Annotated in this window: 3 protein-coding genes and 2 pseudogenes; 3 read left to right on the top strand and 2 right to left on the bottom strand. The window is 57.3% G+C overall.

The features are described 5' to 3' along the window. From ABX749_RS25985 to ABX749_RS25975, 3 genes and pseudogenes are all read left to right on the top strand, one after another. Positions 1–756 (top strand): annotated as a pseudogene (locus ABX749_RS25985) (hypothetical protein); the annotation flags it as partial. Between the two features lie 11 nt (positions 757–767). After that, positions 768–1,241 carry a tRNA adenosine(34) deaminase TadA gene (gene tadA, locus ABX749_RS25980; RefSeq protein ID WP_145207580.1) on the top strand — a complete coding sequence of 158 codons (474 nt, stop codon included), beginning with the start codon at positions 768–770 and terminating at the stop codon, positions 1,239–1,241. A 319-nt stretch (positions 1,242–1,560) separates the two neighbouring features. Beyond that, a complete protein-coding gene (locus tag ABX749_RS25975; RefSeq protein WP_372898563.1) occupies positions 1,561–2,682 on the top strand; it encodes a hypothetical protein in 1,122 nt (373 codons plus the stop codon). Between the two features lie 129 nt (positions 2,683–2,811). On the opposite strand, the gene ABX749_RS25970 is transcribed toward ABX749_RS25975, so the two are convergent. Further along, positions 2,812–2,994: a hypothetical protein gene (locus ABX749_RS25970; protein WP_095740813.1), complete on the bottom strand. Its 183-nt coding sequence runs from the start codon at positions 2,992–2,994 to the stop codon at positions 2,812–2,814. Positions 2,995–3,181: 187 nt separating this feature from the next. Next, a pseudogene (locus tag ABX749_RS25965) lies at positions 3,182–3,625 on the bottom strand (glycosyl transferase family 2); the annotation flags it as partial.

Here is a 3,625-nt window from a genome sequence, read left to right as displayed (position 1 = left end):
GCTTCAACAGAGCAACCTGTAACAGAGCAGGCCGAATCGGCGAGTCAGGCTGCGGCTACTGCGGGCGAGAGTTCCGAAAACTCTGCCGCACAAAACGGGACCGCGGCCAAAAACTCCGCCGACAAATCCGAAAAGACTCCTTGGATTTCGCTCGCGGGCCACTGGAAGGCCTGTCAGTTTGGTGGGGAAGGCGACGTGATCATCAAGGACGACGTGATCAAGATGGAGCACGGCGACCCGCTGACCGGTGTGGTTTGGACGGGCCCGTTTGACGGTGACTCGCCCAAAACCGGGGCGGACGATTCGAAATCGAAGAACGCAAAGCCGCTGCCGCGAGACAACTATGAACTCCGTTGGGAATGTCGACGCGATTCGGGCTATGACTTTCTCTGCGCCTTCACGTTTCCCGTCGCCGACCAGTACGTCAGTCTGGTGATGGGCGGATGGGGCGGCGGGATCACCGGAATCAGCAGCATCGACGGGCGCGACGCCAGCGACAACGAAACCACGATGTTCATGAGCTATGAAGACAAAAAGTGGTACAGCGCCCGGGTGCGAGTGGAGACCACGAAGATCACGGCCTGGGTCGACGGCACGGAACTGTTCAGCCACCCGCGAAAGGACCACGAGTTTGACATCCGGTTTGAAATGGATCCCTGCACGCCGATGGGGATTGCCAACTTTGAGTGTGATTCGCAAATCCGCAACATCCAATTGCGGCGGTTGCACGCGTCTGAAATCACGGCGGCAAAGTAGGTCGGCCGGAGATGCAACAGCAGCAGATCGACGAGCACTTCATGGGCCGCGCCCTCGAGCTGGCCTATCAAGCGGTGGAGATGGACGAGGTGCCTGTCGGGGCGATCGTCATTCGTGATCACCAGATCATCGCAGCGGCGTCCAACCAGCGGCAGATGCTGAAGGACCCCACGGCGCACGCGGAGATGATTGCCATCACGCAAGCGGCCGCGGCGATCGGCGATTGGCGGCTGGAGAACACGACGCTGTACGTGACGTTGGAGCCCTGTCCGATGTGTGCCGGCGCGATTCTGCAGGCCCGGATTCCGCGTGTGGTGTTCGGTGCCAGCGACGGCAAGGCCGGCGCGGTGACCAGCCTGTTCCGGTTGCTCAGCGACGATCGGCTGAATCATCAGGCGGAGGTCGTCGCGGGGGTCAAGGCGGAGCCGTGCGGACAAATCTTGACCGATTTTTTCGCTAGCAAACGAGCGATGGGGAAAAAGTGACGCTGGGAAACTGTACCGGTATTCAAGATTCTCGGACTTTTGCGACTTCTCGCGATAATCAGACTAAGCCCTGGCGTTCCACCTGTCCGATAAGACCGTCACGACCGAATCTTTGTGTCAAGAGACAAAAGAAAATCGGTCAATGCACCCCAACGCGGGTCGCTGATGGAATCTGCAGGCAGATTCCGGCGGCCACTACGGACGACTTCTAATAGACGGTGGAACAGCGATGTCGGTACGGAAGCTGACGGCTAGAATTTTTGGATCCCTTGTACTGCTCTGTGGTATGGCTTCGGCCCAGGCTCAGGAGCACGTCCCCGTGGCGGATCCGCTTCAGTTCGATCCCGACTTCCGTTGGTTCGAGCCGATCTACGACATGGACTTGGCGGATATGAAGCCAAAGAAGCGAGCCAATACGGGTTGGTTCGCCACCTACGACCGCTTGAACCTTTATGGTTCGCGGCCTGAACTGGAAGACAATTCTCAAGGACTTGAGTCCGGTTTGGACAGTGGCTGGGGCCACCGTTACGAGATCGGGTTCATGTTGCCCGACGAGGACAAGGGCTGGTTGTTCAGCTGGGTCGACAATGACGTCGGCGAGTTTTTCAGCGTCCGCAAGGAACGCGGCAACCGCTTCAACGAAGACGAACTCGACGGCGAAGCGACCAATCCCGCCCCTCCGTTCGGATTCGAAGCCATTCCCGGCATCAGCAACAATCGCGGATTCAATTATCGATTCGTCGATGAAAAGCGAAGCGAGAACGTGATCGACTTCGATAGCTATGAACTGAGCAAGACGTGGCGGTTGGAGCCCTACCACTACGGTGGGATCCTGGAGCCGATGGTCGGATTCCGTTGGTTCCGAATCGAAGACACCAACGTCCGTCAGAACTTCATCAGTTCCAACGATGCAAGCCAAATCGCTTTGGCGGCAGCCGCGGGAGTGACGTTAGTCGACACCTATGGTGCGGCGGCGGAGCAGATGACGACCGACCAGGCATTCACCGACAACGAAGCGATCACCGGACAGATCGGGTTCCGTTACTTCAAGTTCATTGATCGATTCACCTTCGCGACCGACTTCAAAGTGTTCTCGGGGGCGAACTTCCAAAGCAGCTTCAACAATCGACACGTCGAAGCAGTCATCTACGACGGCACCGACACGATTGAAGAAGGCGATGAAGTCAGCCGCATCCTGTATTCGGAAACTGACCGAGTCTACACCCGCAACGAAGAGTTCTTCCTCGGGTTTGATGTTCGCGGCGAACTCGGCTACCAGTTGTCCCGTGCGGTCACGGTGCGAGCCGGTTTCCAACTGATCGACGTCGCTCGCGGTCTGTGGCGGGGCGGGGATCTGGACAACTCCGTCCTGCGAGGCGGCGACAACGATCAAGACTACTTGATGGTCGGTGGTACCTTCGGAATCACACTGAACCGCTAGTCGAACGTCGTCCGACGAATCTGGCTCAACCACCGAAAGCCAAAACCAGAAAAGCCGCGGCGGAATCATTCCGTCGCGGCTTTCTTTGGTTGGTGCGACAACGGTGGTCGCAATTTTTGGGAGAGGTGATCAAGCTTTCTCGGCCAACTCTCGCAATTCCTCTAACTCCTGGCTCAATCGGTGCCGCAGCGGGCTTTCCGGCCGGAGTTCTTCGTCCAGGAGATCTTCTGCTTCATCAAAAACGTTTTCCCCACGCTTGGGGTCGCTAATCAACTTGCGGAACATCTCTTCAACGGTGGCTTCAGTAAGCAAAACGATAACCTCGAGGGGTCATCCGAGCGGCAGAACGTGATTGCGTGTTTGTCCCGATCAAACACTCACTGCATCAATCGCGCGCCCTCAGACGGACAATCGATTCTAAATTCAGTGCAGCCTTCCGCAAGGTCTCGGATCCCATTCGAACCAGAATTCGAGCTGGAAACGTCAAAAACGCCATGAATCATCGATACCATTTTTCCAGACGACTTTCGGACACTCCCAATGAATGAGCGAGTTGAAGGCCCCAGTTTCGAGCGGTCTGTCTGAAAACGCCGCGTTTTTTCCATCGCCGCGCGTCGATGTGAACCATGCCATCAACCAGCATCGGCCAAGATTGTCGTCGTAATGCCTTGGACAACGCGACGTCTTCCATCAACGGGACCGCCGGAAATCCTCCCACGCGGTCGTACAGCGTTCGCGTCACAAAGATCGCTTGATCTCCGAACGGCATGCCTCGCCAACGGATGCGGTTGGCATTGCCCCACTCCAGCAACCTGTACGCCAGTCCGGGCTCCTCAATTTGCTGCTTGAGTCCCCCCCAGCACGCGTGCGGTTGGGCCGCAGCATCGATGCGTTCACACAACGTTTGGAAACAACCGTCACCCAATCGATTGTCCGCGTGTAG

It is taken from the genome of Stieleria sp., assembly GCF_041595215.1.
Lineage (GTDB): Bacteria > Planctomycetota > Planctomycetia > Pirellulales > Pirellulaceae > Stieleria > Stieleria magnilauensis.
Note: the sequence above shows the minus strand (reverse complement) of the source record. Positions and strands in the feature narration are given on the sequence as shown.